The sequence below is a fragment of the Metasolibacillus meyeri genome, from assembly GCF_003049505.1.
GTDB classification, from domain to species: Bacteria; Bacillota; Bacilli; order Bacillales_A; family Planococcaceae; genus Metasolibacillus; species Metasolibacillus meyeri.
The window spans coordinates 1-25,361 of the sequence record NZ_PYWN01000075.1; the positions used below are offsets into that span (position 1 = coordinate 1).

The 25,361-nt window shown below is 38.3% G+C and carries 21 protein-coding genes; 8 read left to right on the top strand and 13 right to left on the bottom strand.

Features of this window, described 5'->3' with window-relative positions; genetic code table 11:
* Window positions 1-9 precede the first annotated feature (9 nt).
* The 3 genes from C9J34_RS11545 to C9J34_RS11555 are packed head-to-tail and all read right to left on the bottom strand — an operon-like array spanning window position 10 to window position 2,031.
* Window positions 10-792 carry a hypothetical protein gene (locus C9J34_RS11545; protein WP_107840028.1) on the bottom strand — a complete coding sequence of 261 codons (783 nt, stop codon included), beginning with the start codon at window positions 790-792 and terminating at the stop codon, window positions 10-12.
* A gap of 1 nt (window position 793) precedes the next feature.
* Window positions 794-1,666 carry an ATP-binding cassette domain-containing protein gene (locus C9J34_RS11550; RefSeq protein ID WP_420799125.1) on the bottom strand — a complete coding sequence of 291 codons (873 nt, stop codon included), beginning with the start codon at window positions 1,664-1,666 and terminating at the stop codon, window positions 794-796.
* Window positions 1,663-2,031 carry a GntR family transcriptional regulator gene (locus C9J34_RS11555; RefSeq protein ID WP_107840029.1) on the bottom strand — a complete coding sequence of 123 codons (369 nt, stop codon included), beginning with the start codon at window positions 2,029-2,031 and terminating at the stop codon, window positions 1,663-1,665. Before C9J34_RS11555 ends, C9J34_RS11550 begins: the two co-directional genes overlap by 4 nt.
* Before the next feature lie 147 nt (window positions 2,032-2,178).
* Between C9J34_RS11555 and C9J34_RS11560 the strand changes: the two genes are divergently transcribed.
* Entirely contained in the window at window positions 2,179-3,081 is a 903-nt protein-coding gene (locus tag C9J34_RS11560) for an AEC family transporter (RefSeq protein ID WP_107840030.1), read from the top strand.
* A gap of 385 nt (window positions 3,082-3,466) precedes the next feature.
* Complete coding sequence (locus C9J34_RS11565; protein ID WP_107840031.1) at window positions 3,467-3,940, top strand: DUF4279 domain-containing protein; 474 nt, start codon at window positions 3,467-3,469, stop codon at window positions 3,938-3,940.
* A gap of 254 nt (window positions 3,941-4,194) precedes the next feature.
* On the opposite strand, the gene C9J34_RS11570 is transcribed toward C9J34_RS11565, so the two are convergent.
* Window positions 4,195-4,764 carry a nitroreductase family protein gene (locus C9J34_RS11570; RefSeq protein ID WP_107840032.1) on the bottom strand — a complete coding sequence of 190 codons (570 nt, stop codon included), beginning with the start codon at window positions 4,762-4,764 and terminating at the stop codon, window positions 4,195-4,197.
* 50 nt (window positions 4,765-4,814) lie between these two features.
* Window positions 4,815-5,312, bottom strand: a complete 498-nt coding sequence (locus C9J34_RS11575; protein WP_107840033.1) for an amidase domain-containing protein — start codon at window positions 5,310-5,312, stop codon at window positions 4,815-4,817.
* Window positions 5,313-5,432: 120 nt separating this feature from the next.
* On the opposite strand from C9J34_RS11575, the gene C9J34_RS11580 reads away from it, so the two are divergent.
* Complete coding sequence (locus C9J34_RS11580) at window positions 5,433-6,455, top strand: DUF2804 domain-containing protein (RefSeq protein WP_107840034.1); 1,023 nt, start codon at window positions 5,433-5,435, stop codon at window positions 6,453-6,455.
* A 149-nt stretch (window positions 6,456-6,604) separates the two neighbouring features.
* On the opposite strand, the gene ccsB is transcribed toward C9J34_RS11580, so the two are convergent.
* Window positions 6,605-7,732 (bottom strand): c-type cytochrome biogenesis protein CcsB, encoded by a 1,128-nt coding sequence (ccsB, locus tag C9J34_RS11585; protein WP_107840035.1) that lies wholly within the window; start codon window positions 7,730-7,732, stop codon window positions 6,605-6,607.
* A gap of 128 nt (window positions 7,733-7,860) precedes the next feature.
* Between ccsB and C9J34_RS11590 the strand changes: the two genes are divergently transcribed.
* Window positions 7,861-9,132: a sensor histidine kinase gene (locus C9J34_RS11590; protein WP_107840036.1), complete on the top strand. Its 1,272-nt coding sequence runs from the start codon at window positions 7,861-7,863 to the stop codon at window positions 9,130-9,132.
* Complete coding sequence (locus C9J34_RS11595; protein WP_107840037.1) at window positions 9,113-9,823, top strand: LytR/AlgR family response regulator transcription factor; 711 nt, start codon at window positions 9,113-9,115, stop codon at window positions 9,821-9,823. The genes C9J34_RS11590 and C9J34_RS11595 overlap by 20 nt, the downstream gene beginning before the upstream one ends.
* Before the next feature lie 63 nt (window positions 9,824-9,886).
* Here the strand turns inward: C9J34_RS11595 and C9J34_RS11600 are convergent, their stop codons facing one another.
* Window positions 9,887-11,659, bottom strand: coding sequence for a methyl-accepting chemotaxis protein (locus C9J34_RS11600; RefSeq protein ID WP_107840038.1), 1,773 nt, complete (start codon window positions 11,657-11,659; stop codon window positions 9,887-9,889).
* 370 nt (window positions 11,660-12,029) lie between these two features.
* Window positions 12,030-12,632 (bottom strand): 50S ribosomal protein L25/general stress protein Ctc, encoded by a 603-nt coding sequence (locus tag C9J34_RS11605; RefSeq protein WP_107840039.1) that lies wholly within the window; start codon window positions 12,630-12,632, stop codon window positions 12,030-12,032.
* Window positions 12,633-12,769: 137 nt separating this feature from the next.
* On the opposite strand from C9J34_RS11605, the gene helD reads away from it, so the two are divergent.
* Window positions 12,770-14,989, top strand: coding sequence for an RNA polymerase recycling motor HelD (gene helD, locus C9J34_RS11610; RefSeq protein WP_107840040.1), 2,220 nt, complete (start codon window positions 12,770-12,772; stop codon window positions 14,987-14,989).
* Between the two features lie 309 nt (window positions 14,990-15,298).
* Here helD and C9J34_RS11615 read toward each other — a convergent pair whose 3' ends face one another.
* The 3 genes from C9J34_RS11615 to C9J34_RS11625 are packed head-to-tail and all read right to left on the bottom strand — an operon-like array spanning window position 15,299 to window position 19,725.
* Window positions 15,299-16,174, bottom strand: a complete 876-nt coding sequence (locus tag C9J34_RS11615; RefSeq protein ID WP_107840041.1) for a GNAT family N-acetyltransferase — start codon at window positions 16,172-16,174, stop codon at window positions 15,299-15,301.
* A gap of 18 nt (window positions 16,175-16,192) precedes the next feature.
* Window positions 16,193-18,004: an ABC transporter ATP-binding protein gene (locus C9J34_RS11620; protein ID WP_107840042.1), complete on the bottom strand. Its 1,812-nt coding sequence runs from the start codon at window positions 18,002-18,004 to the stop codon at window positions 16,193-16,195.
* On the bottom strand, window positions 18,001-19,725 hold the full coding sequence (locus C9J34_RS11625; protein WP_107840043.1) for an ABC transporter ATP-binding protein: 1,725 nt from the start codon (window positions 19,723-19,725) through the stop codon (window positions 18,001-18,003). The genes C9J34_RS11620 and C9J34_RS11625 overlap by 4 nt, the downstream gene beginning before the upstream one ends.
* 410 nt (window positions 19,726-20,135) lie before the next feature.
* Here C9J34_RS11625 and C9J34_RS11630 point away from each other — a divergent pair, with 410 nt between their 5' ends.
* The gene (locus C9J34_RS11630; RefSeq protein ID WP_107840044.1) at window positions 20,136-22,145 is read left to right on the top strand and encodes a GGDEF domain-containing phosphodiesterase; all 2,010 of its coding nucleotides are present in this window, start codon (window positions 20,136-20,138) and stop codon (window positions 22,143-22,145) included.
* 53 nt (window positions 22,146-22,198) lie between these two features.
* Here the strand turns inward: C9J34_RS11630 and C9J34_RS11635 are convergent, their stop codons facing one another.
* A complete protein-coding gene (locus tag C9J34_RS11635) occupies window positions 22,199-22,672 on the bottom strand; it encodes a threonine/serine exporter family protein (RefSeq protein ID WP_107840045.1) in 474 nt (157 codons plus the stop codon).
* Window positions 22,673-22,685: 13 nt separating this feature from the next.
* Window positions 22,686-23,438: a threonine/serine exporter family protein gene (locus C9J34_RS11640; protein ID WP_107840046.1), complete on the bottom strand. Its 753-nt coding sequence runs from the start codon at window positions 23,436-23,438 to the stop codon at window positions 22,686-22,688.
* A gap of 366 nt (window positions 23,439-23,804) precedes the next feature.
* On the opposite strand from C9J34_RS11640, the gene C9J34_RS11645 reads away from it, so the two are divergent.
* Window positions 23,805-25,241, top strand: a complete 1,437-nt coding sequence (locus C9J34_RS11645; protein WP_107840047.1) for a polysaccharide deacetylase family protein — start codon at window positions 23,805-23,807, stop codon at window positions 25,239-25,241.
* Window positions 25,242-25,361 lie beyond the last annotated feature (120 nt).

Here is a 25,361-nt window from a genome sequence, read left to right on the forward strand (position 1 = left end):
CTAACATCTTCATAGTTTAACAGCTACTTTTTTGGTAAATTGGCGAATCAATATAAGCATTATTGCGATAATAGCAATGGCTAGTGAATAGGCAACTGGCACTGGAATTGCGTTAATTGGCAATAAACTCGGCATTTGTGAACTGAATGCAATGCCTATCATTGCGTCATAGATTAATAAGAGTGCAATCGCTACTGGAATTGACAATAAGCCCATTACACCTCCAAAACGGTAAAAGCTAATGCCAATCAACCAGCCTGCCACATAATAGCAAAAAATATTAAGTGCAAAGAGCCCAATACCAAGTAACAAGCTATCGTTTAAACCAATATAAGGAGAAAACAAAATATTTTGAACTACCTGCCCTAGCAATTCTTCATCAGGCTCTACTATTTTTGAGCCATCACTAAATTGCCCTGGCAAGAATTTTTCAACTAATAAAACAAGCTTAATAATAATTGGTATTGCTAAAGCAACACCGAAAGAGCCTAGTGCTGCGCCGATAAAATAATGCTTGCGTGTCACACCATTGCTCACAAAATATTGAAGAAACCCATATGCTGCCACAATGCCAATAATGAACATAAAAATATTGGATGAATAAAAAATCATTGTAGAAAAAGAATCGATATCTGCTTTAGCTTTAAAAATCGCGAACTCGATACCTTTTATAAAGGAGGTTGCAAATCTCACCACGAAAATGAGCAGTAGGACAAATAAATAACCAGATGTCCAACTCATTTGTGTGAAAAACATATCCGATGCTACTTTCATTGAATTTGATTTTTGCATATTAATCATTCCCTCCCTCTGTCAGATGAATAAATAAATCTTGCAACGCAATTGGCCCAATTTCTAACCCTTGCTTTGCCGCATCCTTATATTGTTGCTCTGATAAATGACCATAGACCATCACAGCCTTCGTGCCACCTAATTGCTTTGTATTCAGTTGGCGCATATCTTGGACAAATGCATCTACATCCCCTGCGCTCCCTGTTACTGTCACACCTTTTGAAATCAGCTCATCGTATTCCTCATGTAACACCATTGTCCCTTTGTGCAAAATCAACACTTCATCAAATAAATACTCCATTTCTGATACTAAATGTGTAGACATCAATACCATTCGTGGAAATCGCTCCTGCGATTTTAGCAATTCTTCGTAAAAAATCGTGCGAGTAGGTGCATCCATTCCCGCATAAATTTCATCAAAAATCGTAAGAGGTGCATTGCTTGCTAAACCAATTGTCGCATCAACGGCTGCTTGCATTCCCTTCGATAATTGCTGCATTTTTTTATCCTTTGGTATTTGAAAGCGCACAAGTAAATGCTCAGCATAATTCATATCAAAGTTTGGGCGATATTTAGCAATCCCTTGTAGCAAATTCTTTACTTTATCTGACTCCTCTTTGTAATCTTTATTGTAGGCAAAAATAACTTGCTGCATGACTTCTGCATTTTCAAATGGTACTCGCCCTAAAATCTCCAATGTTCCCGCTGTTTGCTGACGAAAAGAGGCAATAATAGATAATAGTGATGTTTTGCCTGCCCCGTTTCTCCCTAACAACCCATATATTTTATTCCCGTCTAGCTGAAAGGAAATATTTTGTAACGCTGTATCTTGCCTATAATTTAAGTGAATGTTTTTAGCTTCCATCTTCATCATTCGCTTTTACGCTCCTTCACTTGTTGAATGTATTCAATGATTTCCTGCTCACTTATTTCCAATTTATTTGCCTCTTCAATGAGGCTGACGATAAATTGGTCAACAAATGCTTCCTTTCTCTTTTTCATCAATTTTTCTCTCGCTCCTATCGCGACAAACATACCGATCCCTCGCTTTTTATAAAGAATGCCCTCTTCTACTAATTGATTAACCCCTTTCGAAACCGTTGCATGGTTAATTTTATAAAAGCTAACAAGCTGATTTGTCGACGGAGCCTGTTCTTCTTCTAATAACTGACGGTTTACAATTTGATCCTCAATCTTTTCTCGAATTTGCTGGTAAATTGGCTTATCTTTATCGAACACAAAAACTTCACCACCTTATATGGTTATATACTTATGTGTATAACCATAATAGAAAAAATAATATTTGTCAATTTTTTATCTTTACTTCTTTTGAAAAAATGCAATAATGAAAGGTAAATTATTTCGCATCTCGAAGGAGAAGAAACAATGACTTTATTTTTTATTATTTTGCCTGCACTCGTCATTTTTTTGCTTGGCTTTATTGCTCAAAAGCTGGTAGGTTTTGATATTAAATCAATTTCAACCATGTCTCTGTACATATTGTCACCGTGTCTAGCCTTTCGAACATTTTTCACAAATGACATTACATTAGATTATGTGTATATGATGGTAGCAGCGCTATTATTAAGCTTTTCATTATTAGTCATTACATACATCGTTGCCAAAGCGTTAAAAGCGAATCAAGCTGAAAGCTCCGCACTCATTTTAAGCAGTGTTTTTATGAATAGTGGCAATTATGGAGCTCCTGTTGTACTATTCGCACTTGGCCCTGTGGGGTTTGATTATGCGGTTATTATTATGGTGCTACATTCCTTGTTAATGAACACGCTTGGTATTTTCTTTGCATCACTTGGGGGACAAGAAGGAGGGGGTTATAAGCAAGCATTGCAAAGTGTCGTGAGGATGCCTGTGCTTTATGCGGCCATCCTTGGCATGTTCTGTCATTGGATTGGCTTAGAGCTATCTAGCCCTTTTCAAGATGCACTTAACCTTGTAGCAAATGCAGCGATTCCTGTTATTATGCTTGTGCTCGGCATGCAGCTTGCTGTTATTTCTCGTAAAAAGGTGACATATCGTTTCGTTGTAAGTGCAAGCATCCTACGTATGGTTGTCTCACCTATTATTGCAGCATTTATTTTATCTTTTCTGCCATTAAACGATTTAGCGAAAACGGTGTTTATCATTCAAGCAGCGATGCCTGCTGCTGCCAATACAACGATGCTCGCATTGAAATATGATACCGAGCCTGATCTCGTATCATTTACAACGCTAGTTACAACAGCAATTAGCATTATTTCTTTGCCAATTGTGTTGTATTTAACCATTTAGGGGGAACCAAGAAATAAGGGGTGTAATTTCTGGCTTCGATGATAAGAACATGTGGATATTGATTGAACATTGTAGCGTGCGCTGAGACTTTATATTTCTTCACAAAAAACGATTCTCTGATGGAATTCCAAGAATCCATTTTGAAAATATGAATCACAATGGATTCAAAACTAGTAAATTTATATTTCTTTCAAAAATCAATCATTATCCAAAATCTCGCTCAGTTATTATTGATACATTTGTATCAAAGAAACTAACCAAGTATACTTAATAGATAAATTAGGAAAAATAGTTATTGAAACTGGTGTATATATTCGTTAGACCGCAAAAGGGGGTATCTTAAATACAGCCAAAAGTATTTATTACATTTTCTATTGAAACAAATATGGACCCAGACAATCAGTTTGAACATTTTGACCCGAATGAGATAACTAAGATTTTGCAAGTCCAACCAATTCAAACACAATCCTATGATTTAGAACGTAAAGAGCCACCTAGGTCAAGACGTCCTGGAAACCCTTGGTGTTCTTCATGGATTTACAGATTAGGCGGATATTATGATGAGGAACAATACAATCATCCAGATGGTTATATACAGCATTTATTAGAGCAGTTTAACAAACAATTTTTAACAGTTAAACAAAACCTGATTATTGACATACAAAATCGATATAATGCTATTTGTTATTTAGAAATATATTTATTTTCTGCTCAAGATTCCCTTACGCATGTTTCTATCCCTTCTAACATTATGAAATCTTTGTTAACAGTTAATTGTTCCGTAGACATATATACGCATAGTCAATCAATCGAGCACTACCCTCGTTATGAACAAAAGGACATGTATAAATTTAAATAAGAGCTATTATTGGGGCTGTCCATGTATTTTCTTTTGGACATGCTCCTATTTTTGAATTTGACGGGCGAATCATTACCCTTGAACTAAAAATTTCAAAATCCCGCACTTCTACACTATTTTCAACATATTTGGTTGTAGTATATTTCTTAGTGTATAGTTACCCTAAGAAATATGCACTCAACTCATAGTTGAATCCTTATTTCATGAGGCTTTAAGCATAAAAAAATCCACTGCCTATACAGTGGATTTTCTTGTTATTCTCCAAAAAACGCAACAATGTCAGTAGCTGTTTTGCGCTCTTTTCCTTTTGGTAGCTCATCAAAATAGCCAAGCTGTAGCATGGCAATAACTCGCTCACCAGGTTTTATACCTAGTGCTTCTCGGAATTTTGGTACATCTAAAAAGCCTGGTGTTTTCCAGCATGAGCCGATACCTTTATCCCATGCAAGCAGCTGCATATTTTGTAAAAAGCTCGATGCTGCTGCATAATCCTCTAATCTCTCTTTTTGACGCGCATCCTCAGGCACAACCATAAATGCATAGCCACCTGCTAAAGTAAATTTTTGCATTTGTGTAGCTAAAGCCTCATCTGATAGTTCTTGCCACTTTGGTACAGCTAAATCACGCAATAGTTCATGTAGTTTTGGTAATTGCTCCTCACATGCTACAACGAGGCGCCAAGGCTCACGTGTACCATGGTTCGGTGCCCATGCTGCATCATCAATAATATTTAGTAAATCTTCACGCTTTACAAGCTGTCCGTTAAATTTTTTAATTGAGCGACGAGTTGTAATTGCTTCTCGTACTGTTAATTTTGTTGTCATTATGCCATCTCCCTTTCTGCAATTGATGCTCCCTCTCAATTATAAAGCTTTTACCACGAAAATACATCTGCTATATGAAAGTAATAGTAACGCATATTCGGTGTGGCTGCCGTTGAGTCACGATAATGATAGGCCCTATCCGCGCTATCGGATGTATGTGCATGCACATATGGGACGCCCCCTTGAATGCTTGTCACAATCGTCGTATGATCAATGCGATTGTCTCCAGAAAAATCATAGGCAATAACATCACCAATCTCAAGCTCTGTAGGTGAATAGACGCGCGTTGCCGTAAGCCCCTCTTTCGATGTTTCTAAATACCAGCGCAGTGAATGAGCGACAGACCAACTAAAGCTCCAAATTCCTTGCTCAGGCAATATCCACCACCCTGTCGATTGATTAGGTGCCCCTCTCATTGGCGCGCCTCCTGCATATAAGCATTGCGATACAAAATTTGTACAATCATTTTGAAATGCAGGAAAGGCTGGATTACGGTCATTCCACCATCTTCTTGCATACGCTACTGCCTGTTCACGATTATAACGCATTTATCATCCCCCTTTTCTAGGATTTACATATTTTTTCATTTATCGTGTCAAAAGCTCCCCTCTTTGCTCACGATTTGTTACACTATTCAGTAATAGCAATATGCAAGGGGGATGATTTTTATGAGGCTAATTGCAGAACGTGAAGTGACGGTGCCTACACCACTATGTGACAAAAAGGGAAATTTGAATCCTGCTGCAATTGGTTTTGCGAGAAAACCATTGATTGATTGCAACGTTACAGGGCATTATTTACGGAAGAAAAAATGGAATTATTGGTGTGTGTATGGCGAGGATATACTATTTTCAGCAACAATTAGCCATTTAGATTATGCGGCTGTTTGCTTCGTCTATTTTTTAGAGTACGAAACACAGCGCTATTTTGAAAAAACGGTAACAATCCCACTTGGCACAAGTGTAAAAATGCCGACACAAGTACTTGAAACAGTAAAATTTTCACATAATGAGCTAGATGTTCGCTTTACTTATAACAATGATGCGACACAGCTCTCTGTCTCCATACCAGATTTTGATAATGAATTTTTACAGGCAGATTTAACAATTCAGCATCCTCAGCATGATGAATCATTGAATGTTGTCATCCCTTGGAACAGACAATTATTCCAATTTACAGCGAAGCATCATACATTACCGACTTCTGGTACGGTGCATATTGGGCAGCGAAGCTATACTTTTAATCCAGATGAATGCTTCGCAGTGCTTGATTATGGACGTGGTGTATGGCCACGCAAAGCGACCTGGAATTGGGGGATGGCTTCACAACGCATTCGTAATAAACGGATTGGGCTTAATTTCGGTGGACAATGGACGGATGGAACAGGGATGACGGAAAATGCTGTTTTTATTGATGGTACAATGATTAAAATTGGTGAGGATGTAGCTTTTACATATAATCGTGCTAACTTTATGCAACCATGGGCAATCCGCTCTAAATCAAGCAATCAAGTCAATTTAACATTCACGCCTTTTTTTGAGCGAATAGCAAAAACAGATGCAAAATTAGTAACATCTGAAGTACATCAGCTCGTTGGTTATTATCATGGCACAATCGAATTACCAAATGGTGAAACATTGACCATACAACAAATGCTAGGCTGTATCGAAGAACATATAGCAAAGTGGTAGGTGAAAATAGCTGCCTGAACGTAATACTTTCAGGCAGCCTTTTCCTTTCGCTTAAAAATTTCTCTATCCATTAATAACTCTTACAGTATGTAAAATAATCAAGATAGTTGGATTCAACAGGTGATGACTACCCGCTGAATCCAATTTTTTCACACATATGAATGCAACCCTGCAATCACTAAATTCACAAATACTTGATTAAACACAATCAAGCCAAAACCGATAATTGCGAGCCATGCTGTCCGCTCCCCTTCCCATTCCTTCGTCAAGCGCAAATGGAGTAAGGCGGCATAAAATAGCCATGTAATCAAGGCCCATACTTCTTTAGGGTCCCAACCCCAATATCTTCCCCATGCAATTTGCGCCCAAATCATCGCGAAAAATAAACCACCTAGCGAAAATAGCGGAAACCCAATTAATACGGCCCGATGCGAAATTTCATCAAGTAGCTTCAAATCCATACGCAACGTAAAAGGCTTCAATAGTTCACAAAATGTTTTGCGCACTACCAAGCGAATAACGAGATAAAGCACCCCGCCTACCAGAAAAGACCAAACAATCGTATTTAACTTTTTCGCATCAATGCTATTGGATAACATAAATAATCCCGCTTCAGCATGATTCGAAGTGATGATCGGCAGTATATATGTAGCAAGCTCCGTTTCTCCCTCTTTATTGGTAAACTTCACAGTTTGAGGATTCAAAAACAGTTGACAAAAAGTTGAGATTAAAATAAACCCTACAACGACAACAAGTTGAAACATCACAAACTCCAGCCATTTTATGCTACGTGCTTTTGCCGTTTTCAACAAGTACATTACGCTTGTAATAAATGCTACCGACAAAATAGCACTTGAAGCAGCTACAGTAATCACATGAATGGCTAACCAGTGACTTTGTAAACTCGGGATTAATGGCATTGCTTTATTTGAAAAGACACTGCCATAGCCTAAAATAATCAGTGTTATTGGGATAGCGAAGAAACCAATTGACCATTGCTTGTACAGCGAGCTAATCAATAATACTGCACCGATTAGCATAATGCCGAAAAACGTCATAAATTCATACATATTGCTGACAGGTGCATGTCCTACCGCTCTCCATCTAGCTACGAAATAAACCATTTGTGATATAAAGGCTAGCCATGTTAATGCTAATGCCATTTTCCAACTTGCCGCATGTCTTGTTTTTGTTGCAAAGCCAAATGGAATGATAGCGACGAGCAACAAAATAAATGCCAATAATAACGCATTGCTGCTTAGTGAAAAGTAATTCATCCATTTCCCTCTTTCTATTATGTAAATGCTATACTGTTCATTGTAGAAACTTGCGCTCAAAAAAGCTGAACTTTATCTTAAACGTTAGAAAATTCCTCTTGAACGTCTTATTTCGAAGGAGGGTCTGAATGAATTTTTTCTTTTGGGCTTTTAGTTTGTTGAATTACTTGATTGTCTTTGGTTCACTCTTTTATTTATTGCGTATTCGCCCCACGCCAAAAATGCTAGCTATTACTTTATTGTGCAATATAATCATTGCAATCAGCGCTATTTATTTGGCACCTTTTCAATGGGTGGCATTAATTTTAAGCGTGTTATTAAGCGGCATGTTCTTTTACTATATAACGAAAAAAAGTATCGCCTTTTTGCACAGCATCATCATATTATTGCTATTAATCCCTGTGGAATATGCAAGTTTATTGCTGGTTAAATCCTTTCATCTGCCGCTTGCCATACATGTTTTGCTCATCATTACATTATTTATGTTTGTGCTCTACCTGTATAAAAAATTGATGGATACAATGGCATGTTTGCCGTTAAAAATCGAACTATTGCTTATTTTAATGGCTACAATGACATTTATTATTTTTTATATTACGGTCTTTATGGACAATCTGTCACTTTCACTGTTTCATTTTAGCCGATTGCTCACCTATTTGATTTTTCTTTTTGTGATGATTGTCATTGTGCTGCAAACTGTTCGAAAAGAAGCAATACTTGAGCAAAAGGAATTGACGCAACAATCCTTTTATGAATATACAATCCAACTAGAGCAAATGAATCGAGAAATTCGCCAAGTACAGCACGACTATTCGAATATATTATTAGCAATACGAGGTTATATAGAGCAGGAAAATATGGAAGGGCTTAAAAATTATTTCGAGAAAGTGACATCGACCACACAGTCACCATCTATTCATAGCTTACAGCAGCTTGAAAATATTCAATTACCTGAATTAAAAGGGCTTCTTAGTGCTAAAATTGTTAAAGCTCATCACCTGTCTATTCAGATAAATGTAGAAGTGCCTAATATCATTGAACATTTATTTATTGAATCCATTGTTTTAGTTCGGCTCATTGGCATTTTATTTGATAATGCGATAGAGGCAAGTGTACAACACCCTACACCTCAAATCGAATTGGCTATTTTAACAATGAGTGCCAATGAACAGCTACTGATAATTCGTAACACTACAATACAGAGTTATAATGATATAGCAAAAATTTTTGCGGAAAACTATTCTACGAAAAAGAATAATCAAGGTTTAGGCTTGTATACTGTACAGCAATTCGTAACACAGCATCGCAATATCCTGCTGAATACATATGTCGAGGGTGAATGGTTTGTCCAAGAAATGCTAATCGAAAGAGGTGGAGAAGATGCGAATCGCAATATATGAGGATGACATTTTCTATCAACAGCTCATTGTAGAAACGGTGAAAAATTATGCGTTATTTCAAGCACCTAGCATTCAGATTGTATCATGCACAAAGCAACCACTAATTGAGGCAGCTGATTGTTACATACTTGATATTGAGCTAAATAGCTGTGTCAATGGCTTAGATATCGCACAAACGATACGCCAGCAAGACCCGCTTGCACATATTATCTTCATCACAACATATGCACAGTATTTAACATTAACATTTAAATATAAATTAGCAGCACTCGATTTCATCGTAAAGGACTCACCTTCACAAATACAAGCTGACCTTACCGAGGCATTACAAGCTGCCTTCACAAAATATCAACAGCTTGGTGCAATCGACCAAACAAAATGGTTTCAAATTAAAACTGGGGAAAAGGTCAAAAATATAGCTATAGAAGATATTTACTTTTTTGAAACGGCTACACAGCCACATAAAATTAAGCTCCATGAACGCAATGGTTGCCACTCATTTTACGGCTCTTTAAAGGAACTAGATTTAGGTGATGGTTTTTTCCGCAGTCATAAAAGTTTTTTAGTCCATTTAAAAAATATGAAGGAAGTAAATTTCAAAAAACGCAAAATCATTATGGAAAATGATAGCTACTGCCCGATTGCCTTCCGCTCACTGACCGCCTTGCAAAAAGTGTTACAAGAGAACTAAAAAGCCCGAACGATTATGGCATTTCCTTAGAGCATGCCATACATCATTCGGGTTTTATTTTAACTAAAGCTTAAATTTCGTCACATGTGTATTCAATTCCTCTGATAATTCAGCAAGCTGCTCTGCATTATTCGCAATTTGCTCCACTCGGCCATTTGTCATTTGCATCGTTGCAACGGTTTCCTCAATGCCAGCTGTCGTTTGTTCGGTAATCGCTGCAACCTCCTCAATCGACTGTTGAATCACTTGACTATTTTGCGCCATATCCGATAAATTATCCGTAATCGAATCTAGATTTGTAACCATCTCCGTTACAGACTGACTAATTTGCTTAAACGTTACGCCTGTATGCTGAATTTGCTCCGCACCTTGCTCTACTTCTCGATATCCCTCTTGTAAATAAGACATAACAATTGTGGATTCACTCTGAATATTTAAGACAATCGTTGTAATATGTGCCACAGATTGCGCGACTTGTTCAGCCAGCTTGCGCACCTCATCAGCTACAACGGCAAAACCTTTACCTTGTTCTCCCGCACGCGCTGCCTCAATTGCCGCATTTAATGCAAGCAAGTTCGTTTGATCAGCAATATCCTTAATGACCGTTACTAATTGTGTGATTTCCTGTGATTGTATATCGAGCCCCTCTACTTTTTGTAAAGATTGCTGGACGATTTCATCAATTTTGTGCATTTGCCCAATCGATGCTTGCATTAATTCATTACCGCTATTCGTCAATTGCAATATATTATGTGAGGTGTTGCGTGCCATTTCTCCATCTTGATTAATCGTTGTCACTTTTTGTGTAAAGGCATGCATCGTATGGGATAGCTCTGTTGCATGATGTGCCTGTGTTTCAGCACCAGTCGCAATGCCTAGCATCGTTTCTGAAATTTGATTGCTATTTTCCCGCACTTCATCCGATGCTGATGATAATTGCTGACTCGCTTCATATACTTGCTCAGATGTTTGGATTGTATTTTGTAAAATATTACGTAAATTTTCTACCATGCGATTCACATGCATACTTAGTTGCCCTATTTCATCTTGTGTCGCCAGTTTCATTTCTTCTTTTGATAAATCATTTTCCGCAACATGCTCCACATATGTGGCGATGTTTGTAATATTTTTCGCCAGACGTTTGCTAAATACATATAAAATCATAATAAATACAATGATTAATGCTACAATAATCAAAAATTGATTCATTAAGCTACTCGTCAAAGATTTTTTATTTGAATCATACTGTGCTTGTACTAGCTGCTCAATATCATCAATATAATTACCTGTACTTACAATATAGCCCCACGGTTCAAATAATGTAGAATACGCACGCTTTTTCACTAGCCCTTCTACTCCTGGCTTCTCCCACATGTACTCTGAAAAGCCATTGTTCGTCTTGTTCGTTGCAGCCTCTAAAATATTTTGCATTAAATAGGTGCCTTCTGGGTCTTGAATATTGAGACGGCTTGTCCCCTCATTTTGTGGTTGCTCTGGATGCGCCACTAATACACCATTTAAATCATCAATCCAAAAATACCCCGCTTCCCCATAGCGCAATTGTTTTACTAATTGCTGACCAAGTGCCTTTGCATCAGCCTCCGTCATCTCTTTTTGCTGATAACGTTCATAAGCATAATGTAAAACAGCCATCGCATTATCCACTTGTCCTTGAATATTCCTATCATAGGATGTTAGTAGACTTTCTTCATATCCTTGTAACTGCTCATTATTATGCTTTATTGTAAAAATAACATTCACTATACTTATAATACCAATTGACAACAAAAATAATAAACCAAAAATTACAAGTAATTTTGTTCTGATTTTTTTCATAGGATTCCCCCCTTGTAAACGCTTTATATATCATTATAGTACCATAATAGGTGTTACCAGAGGGCTTTCATAATCAAATATAACGATGTCATATCATTCTTTTTTCCTTAACTTAAGTCAGTACATGTTCTTCTATACGTGATGCCCCCCAAAATCCATTAATTACATCATATGAATGCAAGAATACAAGAAAAGTAATTCAATCAGAGGAGAAACAAAAAAACCAACGCAATTACGCCTCGGCATTATTGATTTTAAATTCAAGCTTTGTCACGAATTCCAGATAAGTTATTACAGCTATAAACAAAAGCTATTGGAAAACATAGGCGCTAACCTAACCTACTTTCCCAACAGCTTTTTCGTTTATATTCTATTCTTCAACTTCTTCAGTCGCTTCTTCTGTTTCCACTGGTGCCTCTTCCTCAACAGTCGGTGCTGCTACAGTGATAAGCACTTCTTCATCGTCATTTAAAATATCGTATGCCTGCTGTGAACGAATATCGCCAACCGTTAATGATGAACCAATTGCTAAATTTGTTACGTCTACCTCAATTGCTTCAGGTATCGCGTTTGGTTTTACTTTAATTGTTATTTCACGGATCGGTTGTAACAATAGTCCACCTTCTGCTACACCAACCGAATCTCCTGTCGTCGTTACTGGTACACTTACTTCTAAATCCTCTGCCATATTAATTACTTGGAAATCTACGTGCTTCACAAAGCCTTTTAAAGCATCGCGCTGCACTTCTGATAAAACAGCATTGATCTTTTCACCCTCTAATTCTAGCTGGAAAACGCCATTGCTACCTTGTTCAGATAAGATTTTTGCAAACTTCTTTGCATCAATCGAAATTGGTGTAGACTCAACTTGATAGCCATACACTACTCCTGGAATCGCACCTTGTTGACGTAGCTGCGTTAATGCTGAATGCTGTCCCTTCGTGCGTTTATTTGTAGTTAAAGCTGTACTCATTGTATCTTCCCCTTTCTATGCTATTATATATACCCAGCATGAATTACTTTTAAACATAAAGTTACTACTTGCTTATTCCTTCTACTATTTGATACGATGAATTTCTGACTTAACAGACGATTGGAGGAATGGATTACATGCAACATCCTGATTATCAAGACGAGGTACAACGGTTAGAACGAACGAAGGCGTATATGCATGATATTTTGTTTGCATCTGAACGAGATTTACAGGCAGCGCAAGAAAATATTCGCTCAGCGATGGCGAATCTTGAATACATTGATTCTAGTGATAGTTTTTTGAATATTTTAACGAATGCACGTTTTTTTGAGATGGCTCGCACACAAAAAGAAGGATTAGAGGCGGTTATGCAAAAGCCTTATTTTGCACGTATCCATTTCCAACGTACTGGTGAGCAAGAAGAATTTTTATATATTGGTAAAACATCGCTCTTTGATAAGGAAACAAATGAGCCAATTATCGTAGATTGGCGCTCACCTGTCGCAAATGTTTACTATGATGGGCGACTTGGTGATATGACCTACCAAGTACGTGAAGAAGAGCATGCTGGTCATTTATTCGCAAAGCGACAATATAAAATTGAGCAAGGAGAACTGCTCGATTTTCGCGATGTCGACTTAACGACAAATGATGAATTGTTGCAGGAGGCACTAGCTGGTAAAGCAGATGTCCGCCTAACAGAAATTGTTTCCACTATTCAAAAAGAGCAAAATGAAATTATCCGCGCCCATTTGCGTCAGCCCATTTTAGTGCAAGGGGCTGCTGGCAGTGGCAAAACGACGATTGCGCTACACCGCATTTCATACTTCCTTTACACAATGGGTGAGTATTTTAAACCCGAACAGCTTATGATTTTAGCACCAAGCCAATTATTTATCGAATATATTGGCGATGTGTTGCCAGAATTGGGTGTCGATAAAATTTGCCAAACGACATATGCAGATTATGTGCAAAATGCGATTGGCATAAAATTAAAGCTCCAAAATCCAAATGAACAATTAGAATATATAATAGAAAATAGTAGTGCTGTACTGCCTGCATTTTCAATTCCACAAGTGAAGGGCTCACTCGTATATCGTGATATGATGGAACGCTATGTAAAACGCCATGAAGAACAGCTCGCCTCACTATTTGAAGATGTTTTTATAGAAAAATACCGCATTATACGTGGCGCTCATTTACAGAAGCTATTTTTACAGGAGTTCGCTTATATGCCTGTGGAAAAAAGGCTCGAACGTATTAAATTAGTTATTCAAACAGAGGTAAAGCGCAAAACAACTGCGGTTTTAAATTCATTAAATGTGCGCTACGAGGAAGCTATTGGACGCGCTTTAAATGGGATACGCAATGCAGAAAACAGGCGCCGTATCGTTACAAAATATATTGATGAACGCGATGCACGTATTCCTAAAATTAAGCTGCAAACAAAAACGATTACATCGGCTTATATGAAGCGCTTTAGCAAATTAAAAATCAAAGCTGCCTACCGCGATATTGTTACAAACCGCCTATTACTGCAGGAGCTTGCGCTCGAATGGACGCTACAGGAGCAAGAATCGTTTCTAGAGGTACATAAAAAAGAGCGCTGGGCATTTGAGGATTTAGCAGCTCTCTACTATTTACATGCGCGCATTAAAGGGATTGAGGATAAGTGGAAAATGCGGGTCGTCTTTATTGATGAAGTACAGGACTATAGCATATTCCAGCTCGCAGCTTTAAAGCTTGGGCTTGAAACGGATATGTTTACAATGGTCGGTGATTTAGCACAAGGCATTCATAGTTATCGCTCCGTTACGGAGTGGACGCCTGTGCTTGAATTATTCCCACGTGCAACGTATGCTACATTGCAAAAAAGCTACCGAACGACAATTGAAATTATGGAGGTAGCCAACAAAGTCTTAGCAAAAATGGACGAGGATTTACCATTAGTTGAGCCAGTTGTTCGACATGGAAAAGAGCCCACATTTATCGAATCTAAAAATTTCGATGCTGCTACCATTGCTAAGCTATATGAAACAATTCAAACGGCGGGTCATCGTTCCATTGCGCTTATTTGTAAAACCGCGAAGGAAGCGAAGGAATTCGTAGCATTGTTGCAAGCACACGCTATCAATGCCGCCGAGCTCAATGAAAATTCCAGCATTGACCAAACGACATTGCTCGTCATTCCTTGCCATTTAGCGAAAGGCCTCGAATTCGATGCGGTCATCATCGCAGCTTTTGATATCGCCTTTTATGACCACGCAATCGATCGTAAGCTACTATACGTCGCCTTAACACGTGCGATGCATGAGCTATACTTAGTAGGTCCAGCAAAGGAAACGTTCTTGCTATAGCTACTGATCTTTGCGTGGTGGCACTTTAAAAAACGGCTTTTTTGCAAACCATTTTTGAGAAAATCTCCTACTCAATCTTTGAAAAATAGTCTTTTTATCTGCTTCATTTCGATTTCTAGGTAGTGCAGGCATACGCATGATGTAATCTCCTTTTCACATAATTATAAGGGGCTGTCCGAAAAGCATTACTTTTCAGACAGCTCTATCTTTCATATTAAAAGGAGCCGCCTTAAAATGACCTTTCAGACGACTCCTTTCCTAACACCTTTAGTTTACTATATTTATATGAGAGAAAAGATGAGATTATGCTTATTTTACATAGACATAATAATCTATTTGCATGGATTTAACAAAGCCTGCCTTTTCATAAATGGAGAGTGCATGCGCATTGTCGATTTCCACATCTAACAATACATGCTGCTGTCCACCATCAAAGGCTAACTGTTGTACCCATTTTAATAACGCTGAGCCAATGCCGCGCCCCATATATTGCGGATGTACCGCTAGTGCTGTCAGCCATTGAGCCTCACCTTCCTCACGCGTTGTCACCGTGCCAACAACTGTATCTTCTATAACTGCTACCCATAAAATATGCTGCTCTGATGTTGTATTGTAGGCAATTAAATCTTGGGCCTCTTCAGCAGTATCCCCAAATGCTGCTACAAATGTTTCTACTAACATTTGCTCATCGACTTCTTCATAACCGCGAATTGTCATATTTTCAGGTAGCTGACTTGCAGCCTCTGCTTTCCCTTGCAATGTCGCCTCAGAAAAACTATAGCTGTAGCCATTTTTCTTTAAAAATTGTGCACCAAACGGTCCTTGCTCTAAAGTTAAGGCGAGCGCACCTTCAGCACCACGGGCGGATAGCCCTTTATACACTTCCTGTAGTAAAGAATGTCCGATTGTTCGCTTGCGATAGGCTGGCGCTACAAGAATTGACCATTCATAGGTTTGTAACCCCATTATATCTATCGCACTTGCCAAGCCAATTAGCTGCTCGCATTCATCATCATAAGCAAGCACACAAAATCCTGACATCTCATAATTTTTTACAGCCTGTAAATTCATAATCAACTCATACTGTACATTATCCACTTGTCCAGCTTCAGCGCATAAAATACGCATTTCTTCAAATGTTTCCACATCAACAGGAAATGACACTGTAACAGTTGAAAAACTCATTTCTTTCCCCTCTTTCGTTTAACCTACCATCGAAGCATAAATACCCTTTTGCGCAATAAGTTCCTCTTGTGAACCTGACTCAACAAGTTCCCCTTTTTGCATAACAAAGACGACATCTGCATTGCGAATCGTATTTAAGCGATGCGCAATGACAAAGCTTGTACGCCCTTTCATCAGCACTTCAAGCGCCTCTTGAATTTTCATTTCCGTTACTGTGTCGATGCTGCTCGTTGCTTCATCTAATAATAAAATAACAGGATCTGCTACGAAGGCCCGCGCAATCGATAATAATTGCTTCTGCCCTTGTGATATTTCACTTCCATCGGCTGTTAATAATGTGTTATAGCCTTGTGGTAATTGCCTAATAAAATCATGTGCATTCGCCTTTTTAGCTGCTTCTTCAATCTCTTCATCTGTGGCATCTAAGCGTCCGTAGCGAATATTTTCATAAACCGTTGCCTCGAATAAAAAAGGTTCCTGTAAGACGAAAGCCATTTGACTACGCAATGCTTCACGCGTAAAATCACGCACGTCAATTCCATCAAACAATACCGCCCCTTCATTTGTATCATAAAAGCGAGAAATTAGCTGCATAATTGTTGTCTTCCCAGCACCTGTCGCTCCAACTAGAGCTGCTGTCTGCCCTGGGCTCACAGAAAAGCTGACATTATTTAATGTATGCTCATCCTCTGCCTGCTCATATTTAAATGACACATTTTGAAAAGCTACTGCTCCTTTTAACTGCTGCTCCTTAGCAATATGACCTGTCTCTACTTCATCGTTCTCATCCATAATTGCAAACACACGCTCTGCCCCTGCGATAGCAGATAAAACCGTATTAAATTGATTGGCTAAATCATTTAATGGGCGTGTAAACTGACGAGAATATTCGGTAAAAATAACAATCATGCCAATTGAGGCATGTCCATTCAAAGCAAGCAAGCCCCCAACACCTGCTACAACCGCAAAGCTGACGTTATTCAACGCGTGCATTACTTTTGGAATATAGCCTGAATACGACAGCGCCCAAAAGCCAACTAGTCTTAAGCGAGCACTTTTCTCTTGGAATTCCTCTTTTACGCGTTCCTCCTGTGAAAATGCTTTAACAATACGCTGTCCTGATATCGTTTCCTCAATCATCCCATTCAGTGCACCAACTGCTGCCTGCTGTTCCTTAAAAAGCTTACCTGTTCTACGCGTAATCCAACGCATTGCGATAAACATGGCAGGAATAATAATCATTGTTAAAAAAGTTAGCAAGGGGCTTAAATACAGCATCACTACTACAGTTCCCGTTAACGTTAGCACACTAGAAAACACTTGAATAAATGCGCTATTTAATGTCGCACTGACTGTCTCAATATCATTCGTTGCACGGCTCATTAACTCCCCATGCTGTCTTTTATCAAAAAAGCTAATTGGCAGACGTAAAAATTTATTAAAAACGCCTACACGCATACGATAAATAGTTTGCTGTGCAATACCAATCATCCAATAGTTTTGTAAGTAGAGCGATATAGAAAGGATGATATAAATAGCAATTAAAACACCAATCATGAATAATATGCCATCAAAATTGCCTGGCACAATATAGTCGTCAATCATTTTCCCAATTAAAAATGGACCGACTAATGCTAAAGCAGAACTAATAACAACCATCAAAAGCACCATAACTAATAGGAAGCGCTGCTCATCAACAATTTTCCAAATACGCGCTAATACCGACTTCCAATTATTTGCTCGTGGTCCTTTTTGCTTCTTCGGTTTTTGCTGTAAATCTTCCTTTGTTAATACACGCTCGTAGCCAAAAGGTTTTTCAAGGAATTTCATAGCTCATCCCCCTGTTCCTGCTGTGATTGTGCAATTTTTTTATATAACTCACTCGTTTGTAAAAGCTCATCATGGCTACCGAAGCCTACAACGCGCCCCGCATCCAAAAGCAAAATACGATCAGCTCCACGCGCTGTGCGAATTTTCTGTGTCACAACGAGCATCGTTGCACGTTCTTCCTCTAAAGCAGCCCATAAAGCAGCCTCTGTTTTTACATCTAGTGCAGATGTACTATCATCCAGTATTAATATTTGCGATTTGCGAATCAAAGCACGCGCAATCGACAAACGCTGTTTTTGCCCACCAGATAAATTCACACCTTTTTGCCCCACACGTGTCTCATAAGCATTTGGGAAGCTTTCTACAGATTCATGTATTTGTGCCTGTGTCGCTGCTGCTTCTACTTCGGTTAAACTAGCATCGACTTTCCCCCAGCTAACATTTTCCAAGATTGAGCCTGTGAAAAGCAAGGATTGCTGCGGTACAAAGCCAATCATCGCACGCAAATCATCCAAATCCCATGCTTTCACATCACGTCCATTTACAAATACTCGCCCATCTGTTGCTTCATAAAAACGAGGAATTAAATTGAGCAATGTCGATTTTCCAGCACCTGTCGCCCCCATAATTGCTAGCTTCTCCCCTTGCTTTACATCAAACGATACATTATGTATGACATTTTGCTTAGCATTATAAGCAAAAGATACATTTTCAAAACGCACTGTCCCTAATTCAGATTCATTAAATTCTAGCGCCTGTCCTGTGCGAACTTCAAGCCCATCCTCAACAAGTAAAATTTCCTCCATGCGCTCCGACGATGCCTTCGCACGTGCAAAGGCGATAATGATGAAGGCAAACATTGAAAACGAACCTGTCATACGCATCGCATAATTGACGATGGCAATTAAATCACCTACTTGTGCATTGCTGTTGCTCACCTCATTTGCGCCAAACCAAAGCACTGCTAGCAAGCTTAAGTTCATGATTAATAGTAAAATTGGCATAATGAGCTCCATCGTACGCAAAGCTTTTACCGTATCGATTTTTAAAGCCTCTGCTACCTTATTAAAGCGGCTTGCCTCATAGTGCCCTCGCATATAAGCTTTCACTAAGCGCATTGCCTGTAAGCTTTCTTGTAACACACGATTCACGCGGTCAAGGCGCCCTTGCACCTTACTAAAATAGGCCACGCCTCGCTTGACCATAATCGCTAAAAAAATGACTAAAATTGGTGCACCAATCATTAAAAACATCGCGATTTTCGCATTAACGATAAACGCCATCACCATGCTTCCGACTACCGCAAGCGGCGCTCTTAGCATAATGCGTAAGCTCATGAAAAAGACGTTTTGAACTTGCGTAATATCACTCGTTAAACGAGTAATTAAGCTTGAAGTGGGAAACTTTAAATAGGTTGCCATTGTAAATGACTGAATTCTACTAAATAAAGCATTACGTAAATCATAGCTAAAACTTTGTGCAGCATGTGAAGCAAAATAAGAGTTAGTAATTCCTACTACTAACGCCAATATCGATAGTGCAAACATCACTAAACCCCAGTACCATATTGCTTGTCCATCCTGCGCTAAAATCCCATCATCCACTATCTTCGCCATAATCAATGGTTGCGCCAGCTCCACGAATAATTCAATTAACATTAAAATAAGCGCAATTATAGCAGGCCATTTATATGGCTTCACATAAGAAAATACCGTTTTCATCTCAACACCCCTTACTACTCTTTACAACACACCTTTCAGTATGCCTACTAAACTTAAACAGTAAAACACCCACTTGAGTTAATCATAGCTTTTGACGATTGGTCTATTTTATTTTGTAATCCGAAATATAATTATGCCACAATATTCTTAAAAATTAAACTTTACTCCATTAAATCACCCTATAGTACATATGAAATAAAGAAACTTACACATTTTTTAGAAATTACGCTCTCTTGTTATCTCCGAAATAAACATCAGTAGCACTTTTTAGAATATTTTTTTAAAATACATCCACATACCGTTTCAAAAGATATATAATAGACTCAATTAGGAAAATTCTATTCATACTTTATACCTAAACAATTAATAGGCATTCCCTTTAAATATATAAATAGAGGAGGATTATTCATATGAAAAAATTACAATTACATAAAGTCACTAAAGAACTATTAAATCAAACACAGTTCCCTTCCTTTATTATTAATAAGCGCGGTTACTTATTGGAGTGGTCATCTGCTTGTGAAAATTTATTTGGCTATGAGGCGCAGGATTTTTCTTCTCAGTCGGCTATATTTACTGAGCAGTTATTCTCAATCGCTTCTCCTCATATTTACGAGGCAATTTTAAATAGTAATGTGGCATTAAAGCTCGAATCATTGCAACTAGTTACAAAGAACGAGCAACTATTAGAAATGGCACTAATGACATCACCCTGTCAATTTGAGGAACAACAAGGCATACAAGTTACTTGCATCCCAATGAAAAATATTCGTACCTTCCAACACGACAATGATACGCTTGTCCATTTAAAAAATAGTATTATGTCTTATTTCATGGTCGTGACACTTGATTATGAAGGGCTTATTACACAATGTAATGACTTATTTTTAAAAACAAGTCACTGGACGCCAAAGCGTGTTATTGGAAAATCTTTTTGGCAATTATTCCCTAAATCCTCAACCGGTGTGCAAGCTGCTGAAGAAATTTGGGAAACAATACAAAAGGGGAACGTATGGCAAGGTGAGGCTGAAAAGATAACAAAGGACGGTATGCTCTATTGGACCGATTTACTCGCAATCCCTATAACAGGGAATCGTTCCTTCCTACTAATCGAAAAAGACATTACAAACGAAAAAACGATACAATTACAGCTTGAAAAGATTGCCTATATCGATACAGAAACAGGCTTTATGAATGTACATCGTTTAGAGCACTCAATCAACGAAATGATAAAAGAAGAGCGCCGTTTCTCCTTTGTCTATATCAGCATCGATAAATTTTATACATTAAAGGGCTTATCAGAATTCAACGCAGCACAAAGCCTAGCTAGAGATTTTGCTAAACGCATTAAAATGTATTTCCAAGACAGTACAGTTGCACGTATTGATGCGAGTGATTTTGTTGTGATTACCCCTTTACCTGAATGGTTTATTCAAGGGTTTTTATCTTATTTACAACAAAATCCTATTTATAATGATAATATTGCAGTTCCACTTTCAATTAGTGGTAGCATTACGCGCTTCCCAGAGGATCAATTAACATTTGCTCAAATGATGAAAGCTTCTGTTCAAACAATTACAAATGTTAGAAAGGCTGGAGGCAATAGCATTATGTCGCTCTCTAACGAGGCACATAAGGCTTTAAGCCGACAAGCTTTAATTGAAAAGCGCCTTCTTTTGGCACTTGATCAGAAAAATTTAAATGTTCTCTATCAACCACAGCTTGATATGCATACGGGGAAAATTATAGCGGCTGAGGCACTTGTTCGTTGGATGGATGAGGAAATTGGGGTTGTCACACCAGATGAACTCATACCGATAGCAGAAGAAACAGGATTGATTCACTCGATTGGTTCATTTGTCTTAGAACAGGCGTGTCAGCAAGCTTTGACATGGCAAGATCAAGGTATTTCATTAAAAATTAGCATTAACGTTTCCATTCGCGAATTTCGGGATAAAAATATGGCCCGTTCTATTTTAGAAACATTAGAGCGTACAAAATGCCCTGCAAATTTAATTCAAATTGAAATTACTGAGAAATTTGCTCTAGAAGCAGAAAGCGAAACAGCCATTATGAAGCAAATGCGCCAGCTAGAGCAAGAAGGCATCGTTTTTGTGCTTGATGATTTCGGTACAGGCTACGCCTCTTTCCGCTATATGCAGCTACTGCCTTTAAAAACGGTAAAAATCGACGCAACATTTATCCGAGCAATGACGCAATCTGAAAAAACAGAGCAGCTCGTACGTGGGATTATACAACTTGCAAAATCGATGCAGCTTATCGTGTTAGCTGAAGGTGTTGAAACTGCTGAGCAATTTAAATTACTAAAGGACTTCGGCTGTGATTTAGTACAAGGTTATTATGTATGCAAGCCAACAACAGCAAATGATGTAAAAGGGCTCTATCATCAAAAGCTATAAAGCAAAACAAGCACGTGAAATCACTTTGATTTCATGTGCTTGTTCCATGTTTTCTACCTTTTCACTTTCACAAACGATTGAATCGAAGTCTTTCCTTTACGCAGCATACGGAATAAGATTTGCATAATGACTTCTGCAAATACGAGACCCATTGCAATTGCACCAGAAATCATCAAAACGCGCATTCCATTTTGCATACCTAACGCATAATCCAGCTCAACGATATTGCGCATTGTATTATAAGCAACTCCTCCTGGAACAAGCGGAATGATGCCGGATACACTATAAACAATCATTGGCATACGGAATTTCCTTGCGAGAGCCATCGCTAAAATCGCTACAACGAATGCTCCTGCAAAGGAAGCCCTCACCTCATCTACTCCATTAATACCAAGCTCATAGTAAATTAACCAACCAATCGCACCAACAATCCCGCAATATGGGATGGCCTTAACAGGAGCATTAAAAATAACACCGAAACAAGCTGTTGCAATAAAACTAAAAATTAATTGAATTACATACTCCATCTATTCCCCTCCATTACCATGCCATCACCAGTGCAATACCTGCACCGATTGCAGATGCTGTTAAAAAAGCTTCGGCTCCCTTTGCCATACCTGCCGTAAAATGCCCTGCCATTAAATCACGCACTGCATTTGTAATAAGAAGACCCGGTACGAGCGGCATAACAGACCCGATAATAATTTTATCTACCTGTGTTCCATATCCAAAGGAAAGCGCTAAAGAAGCAATCGTTCCTACAGCAAGCGTTGCAACGAACTCTGAGAAAAACTTCACTCGCGATAGCCTTTGCATGACCGTCACGATATACTGTCCTGCGCCCCCTGCAATAAAGGCTGCTGGCATATCTCCCCATATCCCACCAAATAATATTAAAAAACTAATACTAGCGAAGGAGGCTGCTAACACTTGCAAAATAACAGGCAGGAAATAATTTGTCTTTTGTATCGTATTTAACTCGTCATAGGCCTCTTCTAATGTTATGATGTGAGATGTAAGCTTTCGCGACACATTATTAACAAGTGCAATACGATGTAAGTCCGTAACTCTTGTCGAAATAGCTGAAATACGCGTTGGCTGTGTTTTACCAAGAGAAAAAATAATACCTGTCGGAGTTACATAGCTTTGGGCGTCGTTCATATTTTGTGAGCGAGCCATTCGTAGCATTGTATCCTCCACTCGATATGTTTCTGCTCCACTTTCCATCATAATGCGACCAGCCAATAGAAAACAATCAATGGCTAGTTCGTTTTGCTGGGGCTTCTCTATCATCGTTCAAACCTCCCTTGGTATTTTAACTTAACTAACTGCAAAACCTACCTGTTCTATTAATATTATCTTGATTCCGCAATATTGTCTGTTGCCAAAAAGAAATGTTACATATAGCATACTTCTACCTTAATAGGTGATGAACTGCTGAATAACTGACGAATGTCACAGATTTTGCACAGAAGTTTTTTGAGCGCACTCGCAAGACTCTGGGCGAAAGTTATCTAAGATGAATTTTACATTTAATTGCATCTAATAATACTTTGCCATCTACTAAATTTAAATAATCAACATTTTTTAAAAATTTGTCGTCTTTTTTCAACGCTTATTCGTCTATATTTTATAACAGAAAGGAGTCCTTAAAGCAACATGAAAAATGAACGTAAAAAAAGACGTGGACCATGGATTGACCTCCTTCTTATTGGGGCAATCATCGTTTTAGCAGCAGCCGTTATATTCTTTACCATCATTAACCCAGAATCAAAATTCCAACAGGTTGATGAACCCGAACAAACTGAATCAAATACAGTACAAGGTGAAATAACAGAAAGTCAATCTAGCTTTCCTGGTATTCGTATTGTAACAGATATTTCAAACGATAAAATCATGCCGTATGCGATTCAGTACCCTCAATCTACTTCAGATTCATTTAATGAAGCTGTAACAAATTTTATTACCGCTTCAAAAGAACATTACATAGCGGAAATGCGTTTAGAAAAAAATGTAGATAGTAATGAAATCGAGCCTGGTGAATTGAATATTATTTTTGAAACATATCCATATAAAGAGCATTATTACTCGTTCGTTTTAAAGAAAAAACTACGGACAAACAGTAGTGAAAAAACGACAGCAACAACATATTTTTATAACAATGAAACTGGTGAACTATTAGATATACGTGCTATTTTAGGAGAGGACCTAAAAAATTTAGAAGTACTTTCAACACATATTCGTTCACAGATTACAGATAGTGTCGAGTTTGAAGGACATTTATTAGAAGAGGAAATGCTAGCAAAAACCGAACCGAAATGGAAATTATTCCAGCGCTTTTCTATCCAAAATGAAGCTTTAGTGTTATATTTCGATTCAGGCGAGATTGCGAGCGCTGACCTAGGCATCTCCACTGTCACAACTTCACTTTCATATATTAATCCCATTCTTGCCGAGCAATTTCAAGAACAAATGGTCGGTACGGAAACGATTGTATCTGGACAAGACACATCGAACAATGGCGCTGAGCAAGATCATATTAAACGTGTTGCCTTAACATTCGATGATGGACCTGACCCTAAAGTAACGAGACATGTTTTACAGCTTTTAGAGCAATATAATGCCAAAGCAACCTTCTTTATGCTTGGTAGCCGTGTACAGTACTATCCTGAAATTGTTCAAGAGGTATATGATGCAGGTCATGAAGTAGGCAATCACACTTGGAGTCATCCTGTTTTAACAAAACTTACCTCCAAGCAAGTATTATCAGAGTATAATTCGACAGAGCAAGCAATCCAGCAAGCAATTGGACAATCAGCTACTGTATTCCGCCCTCCCTACGGTGCAACAAATCAGCGCGTTAATGGACTAATTCCAATCCCTGTTGTCAATTGGACAATTGATACATTAGATTGGAAACACCGCGATGCAAAGCAGCTACTGCCAATTATTAAAAACCACATGCATAACAATGCGATTATTTTAATGCATGATATCCATGTTTCGACTGCTGAGGGATTAGAAGATGTATTGCAATATTTGAGCGAGGAAGGCTATACATTCGTTACAGTTAGTGAAATATTGAAATATCGTTAATTATTTAAGGGTGTCTAAAAAGCAAGCTAGCGTATTGCTTTTTAGACACCTTTTACTAACCCTTTAAAGAGGTTTCTTTTTAATTTCCAACAATTATTCATTCATTTTACATTCGTCTTC

Excerpts from the sequence above, each read along its gene's own strand:
- C9J34_RS11545 (WP_107840028.1), bottom strand. The coding sequence starts at position 792 with ATGCAAAAATCAAATTCAATGAAAGTAGCATCGGATATGTTTTTCACA.
- C9J34_RS11550 (WP_420799125.1), bottom strand. The coding sequence starts at position 1,666 with ATGATGAAGATGGAAGCTAAAAACATTCACTTAAATTATAGGCAAGAT.
- C9J34_RS11560 (WP_107840030.1), top strand. The coding sequence starts at position 2,179 with ATGACTTTATTTTTTATTATTTTGCCTGCACTCGTCATTTTTTTGCTT.
- C9J34_RS11565 (WP_107840031.1), top strand. The coding sequence starts at position 3,467 with ATGGACCCAGACAATCAGTTTGAACATTTTGACCCGAATGAGATAACT.
- C9J34_RS11570 (WP_107840032.1), bottom strand. The coding sequence starts at position 4,764 with ATGACAACAAAATTAACAGTACGAGAAGCAATTACAACTCGTCGCTCA.
- C9J34_RS11575 (WP_107840033.1), bottom strand. The coding sequence starts at position 5,312 with ATGCGTTATAATCGTGAACAGGCAGTAGCGTATGCAAGAAGATGGTGG.
- C9J34_RS11580 (WP_107840034.1), top strand. The coding sequence starts at position 5,433 with ATGAGGCTAATTGCAGAACGTGAAGTGACGGTGCCTACACCACTATGT.
- ccsB (WP_107840035.1), bottom strand. The coding sequence starts at position 7,732 with ATGAATTACTTTTCACTAAGCAGCAATGCGTTATTATTGGCATTTATT.
- C9J34_RS11590 (WP_107840036.1), top strand. The coding sequence starts at position 7,861 with ATGAATTTTTTCTTTTGGGCTTTTAGTTTGTTGAATTACTTGATTGTC.
- C9J34_RS11595 (WP_107840037.1), top strand. The coding sequence starts at position 9,113 with ATGCGAATCGCAATATATGAGGATGACATTTTCTATCAACAGCTCATT.
- C9J34_RS11600 (WP_107840038.1), bottom strand. The coding sequence starts at position 11,659 with ATGAAAAAAATCAGAACAAAATTACTTGTAATTTTTGGTTTATTATTT.
- C9J34_RS11605 (WP_107840039.1), bottom strand. The coding sequence starts at position 12,632 with ATGAGTACAGCTTTAACTACAAATAAACGCACGAAGGGACAGCATTCA.
- helD (WP_107840040.1), top strand. The coding sequence starts at position 12,770 with ATGCAACATCCTGATTATCAAGACGAGGTACAACGGTTAGAACGAACG.
- C9J34_RS11615 (WP_107840041.1), bottom strand. The coding sequence starts at position 16,174 with ATGAGTTTTTCAACTGTTACAGTGTCATTTCCTGTTGATGTGGAAACA.
- C9J34_RS11620 (WP_107840042.1), bottom strand. The coding sequence starts at position 18,004 with ATGAAATTCCTTGAAAAACCTTTTGGCTACGAGCGTGTATTAACAAAG.
- C9J34_RS11625 (WP_107840043.1), bottom strand. The coding sequence starts at position 19,725 with ATGAAAACGGTATTTTCTTATGTGAAGCCATATAAATGGCCTGCTATA.
- C9J34_RS11630 (WP_107840044.1), top strand. The coding sequence starts at position 20,136 with ATGAAAAAATTACAATTACATAAAGTCACTAAAGAACTATTAAATCAA.
- C9J34_RS11635 (WP_107840045.1), bottom strand. The coding sequence starts at position 22,672 with ATGGAGTATGTAATTCAATTAATTTTTAGTTTTATTGCAACAGCTTGT.
- C9J34_RS11640 (WP_107840046.1), bottom strand. The coding sequence starts at position 23,438 with ATGATAGAGAAGCCCCAGCAAAACGAACTAGCCATTGATTGTTTTCTA.
- C9J34_RS11645 (WP_107840047.1), top strand. The coding sequence starts at position 23,805 with ATGAAAAATGAACGTAAAAAAAGACGTGGACCATGGATTGACCTCCTT.